At 71.4% G+C, this 3,376-nt stretch carries 5 protein-coding genes; all 5 read right to left on the bottom strand.

Annotated features, from left to right (window positions below):
- Positions 1-419, bottom strand: a 419-nt coding sequence (locus Q7W29_00865) for a plastocyanin/azurin family copper-binding protein (GenBank protein MDO9170366.1), incomplete at its 3' end; no start/stop codon positions are given.
- Positions 420-597: 178 nt separating this feature from the next.
- Positions 598-1,494 (bottom strand): DUF4097 family beta strand repeat-containing protein, encoded by an 897-nt coding sequence (locus Q7W29_00870; protein MDO9170367.1) that lies wholly within the window; start codon positions 1,492-1,494, stop codon positions 598-600.
- A 14-nt stretch (positions 1,495-1,508) separates the two neighbouring features.
- Positions 1,509-2,156 (bottom strand): zf-HC2 domain-containing protein, encoded by a 648-nt coding sequence (locus tag Q7W29_00875; GenBank protein ID MDO9170368.1) that lies wholly within the window; start codon positions 2,154-2,156, stop codon positions 1,509-1,511.
- The gene (locus Q7W29_00880) at positions 2,153-2,719 is read right to left on the bottom strand and encodes an RNA polymerase sigma factor (GenBank protein MDO9170369.1); all 567 of its coding nucleotides are present in this window, start codon (positions 2,717-2,719) and stop codon (positions 2,153-2,155) included. The genes Q7W29_00875 and Q7W29_00880 overlap by 4 nt, the downstream gene beginning before the upstream one ends.
- 146 nt (positions 2,720-2,865) lie before the next feature.
- A partial coding sequence (locus Q7W29_00885) for a hypothetical protein (protein ID MDO9170370.1) occupies positions 2,866-3,376 on the bottom strand: 511 nt, incomplete at its 5' end.

A 3,376-nucleotide genomic window follows, 5' to 3' on the forward strand; every position in this document is an offset into this window, starting at 1 on the left:
GGGTTGGGGTACGCCGCCAGGAGCCGCGGCCCGGGAGCGGCGATGTCGCTGCCCACGCCGACGCTGGGATCCGGCTGGACGCGCACGATGCCGGTCATGCCCATCAACAGGTGAGGGCGGCAGAAGTAGGGCACGTCGCCGGCCACGGTGAAGACGTACTGGAACGTCGGCGAGGCGGCGCTCAGCGGCGCGTCGAACAGCGTGCCCACGTTCGGGTCGGACGTGCCGGTGCCGTTGGTCACGGTGTGGGTCAGGCTGGTGCGCACCCAGCGGACGGTGTCGCCCGCGGTGATCGTGATGTCGGCGGGGGAGAAGGACAGGCTCATCTGCTGGACGACGACGAGAGCCGCCGTCGCGGGCGCGGCGGCGGCGAGGGCGAGGGCCGCGGCGGCGGCCAGGACCAGGTTCCGGGATTTCATGCGGCACTCCTTCGTGGCCCGAGGGGCGATCGCGACACCCCCACAATGTAGCATCAATGCGGATGAAAATAGTAATCATTCACGAATAGTCATTACGCATTGAAATTCATATAGTTACAAGAGAAGGGACGCCGGATCGTGTCCGGCGCCCCTGTTGCGTGCCGCGTTGCCGCCCCTCTCACCGCTTGACGAGCTTCACGTCGCTGCTGAACACCGAGATCTCGATGTGGGCGCCGCCCTTGCCTTCGGTGAAGCGCAGCTCGCGGCCGGGCGCGTGCTTGCTGGTGCGCTCGGCCTTGTGGCCGTAGCCGTCCTCGATGTCGCCGCTGAAGGCGGAGATGTCGAAGGTGGCGTCGACCTTCGCGGGCAGGCGCAGCACGACGCTGCCGCTGTGGGCGTCGATCATCCAACTCGCCCCGTCCGTCGGGTCGGCGGTGAGGATCAGCTGGCCCGAGACCGCGTTGTACTCGAAGTCGCGCAGGGCGCCGGTCTCGACGCGCACGTCGCCGCTGACGGTGGCGATCTCGAGGTCCTCGAGCTTGCCGCGGGCGCGGATGCCGCCGCTGACGGTGTCGATCCCCAGGCGGGAGGTGGTGACCTCGGCGTCCACGTCGCCGCTGACGGTGGCGAGGGAGACCGACGCCGGTTCGCCGCGCAGGACCAGCTCGCCGCTCACGGTCGAGATCGTGACGGAGCCCAGCAGGTCGCTCGCCGACACGTCGCAGCTGACGCTCTCGGCGTCCAGCGCGCAGCGACGCGGGACGCGCAGGGTGAGGCGGGTGGCGTCGGTCGAGCCCTTGAGGTTGCGCTTGTACTTCACCTCGATGGACAGCGCCTTGCGGTCGCCCTCGATCTCGACCTTCTCGACCTTGGCGTCCAGGTCGCCCTCGAGGCGGACCTCGTCGCGGTCCCAACCGGTGATCTCGAGGGTCCCGGCCAGGTTGCTGATCGAGACCGACGCGGCGGGGTCGACGGGACGCGATTCGTCGACCTTCCTGGTCTGGGCGCCGGCCGTGGTCGCGGCGAGCGCGAGGGCCAGGCCGAGCAGGGTGGCGGTCACGGTGCGGGTCTTCATGTCCTTCTCCTTCTCTACGATTGAGCCACGCGGCTCACGAGCCGCTGCATCAGGTCGAGCTTGCGGTGGTAACCGGCCGCGAGGCCGGGGGTCAGGGACGGGTCGCGCCGGACCTGGCGCAGCGCGCGCCGGGTCTCGCCGATGGCCGCCTCGATCGCGGCGAAACCGTCGTCCAGCTCGTCGCGATCCGCGGCGGTGAGGTCCTCGCCGGTCTGCTCCAGGGCGGACTTCGAAGCCGCGTGCAGCAGGGCGTAGCCGTCGCCCAGCTGCTCGCCGGGGTCCGCGGTCCCGGCGCCGCGGTCCATCAGCCGGGGCAGCACGATGGCCACCACGAGCACGGCCGCCAGCGCCAGCGCCCGCCGCGGCTGCCGCAGCGACGAGGCGCCGAAGCGGAGGCCGGCGCGCTCCCGCGGCGCGGGCGCGTCGGCGGCCCGGTGTTCGGCGGAGAGGCGTTCGGCGATCCCGGGCCAGAGGTCGCGTCCGGGCGCGATCTCGCGGGGCAGCGCCGCGGCCTCCCGCTGCAGGCGCTGCAGGTCAGCCCAGGCCGCTGCGCAGGCAGTGCAGTTGCCGAGGTGGCGCCGCAGTTCGGCGGTCGCGGCGGCGTCCAGGTCCCCGTCCAGCAGGTCCTGCAACAGTTCGGAGCGGGCGCAGGGCGTCGTCATGACAGCATCTCCTTGAGCCGGGTCCGGGCGCGGTGGAGCTGGGCCTTGACCGTGCCGGTCGCGGTGCCCGTCAGGGCGGCGATCTCGTGCAGGTGGTAGCCCTCGATCTCGAAGAGCACGAACGCGGTGCGGGCGCCCGGCGGCAGCGCGGCCACGGCGCGTTCGAGGTCCCAGGCGGCCCCGGGCGGGGGCGGGACGACGCGCAGCCGCGGTTCCAGCGCCGTGTCCTCCAGGGCGTCGAGGTCGTCGTGCCGGCCTTCCCGGCGCCGGAATTCCCGGCGGCGGTCCAGGGCGGCGTTGACCGCGAGCCGGTGCAGCCAGGTGCCCAGGGCGCTGTCGCCGCGGAACCCGCCCAGCCCGCGCCAGGCCCGCACGAAGGCGTCCTGCACCGCGGCTTCGGCCTCGTTCGCGTCGCCGGTCAGGCGCAGGCAGACCGCGTGCATGCGGCCGGCGTGCTGCCGGTAGATCCGCTCGAAAGCGTCCCGGTCGCCCTGGCGGGCCCGCGCGACCAGCGTGGCCGCTTCGGGATCGGTCCGGTCGACGGGTGAGGGCAGGGGCTGCATCGGATCCTCCGGTCGGGACGTGGTGATCCTTGGACGGCGGGGGTACTGGGAAGGATTACGCCCCGCCCCGCCGATTGTGTCCGACCTGGAGGGATAAAAAAAGGGAAACCGGCCGCGGCCGGTTTCCCTGGGACGGATCGGGACGCTCAGTCGGCGGTCTTGAGGCTCAGGCCCTTGCCCGAGAAGACCACGCGGGGCTCCATGCCCTCGGCCTGCATCATGTTGTTGGCGTTGATCTCCCAGATGCAGGTGCGGCCCTCGACGCGGTGGGCGTTGCTCTCGACGACGTCGCCGGGCAGCGTGATGGCGACGGCCATGGACATCTCGGAGATGTGCGCCATCAGGCGGCCCATCAGCTCCATGGACTTCGCGGCGTTCTGCATGGCGGCGTTCATGTCCTCCGGCGCCTCTTCCTTCGCGGCCTCGTCCGCCTCGGCCTTCGGGACCTGGTAGGAGGAGAGCAGGTAGTCGTCGCCGTGCTTGGTGATCTTCATGCCGCTGCCGCCGAAGGAGCCGCCGATGGCCTCGGAGAACGAGACCAGGTCCGGGTAGCTGAGCTTCAGCTCGACGTTGCGCCTTCCGTCCGCGACGTCGTTGGCGTACGAGACGAGCTTGACGCCGTGCTTGCCGACCTTGGCCGCGAACTCGTCGCGGTCG

The organism is bacterium (assembly GCA_030654305.1).
Taxonomy (GTDB): Bacteria; Krumholzibacteriota; Krumholzibacteriia; order LZORAL124-64-63; family LZORAL124-64-63; genus PNOJ01.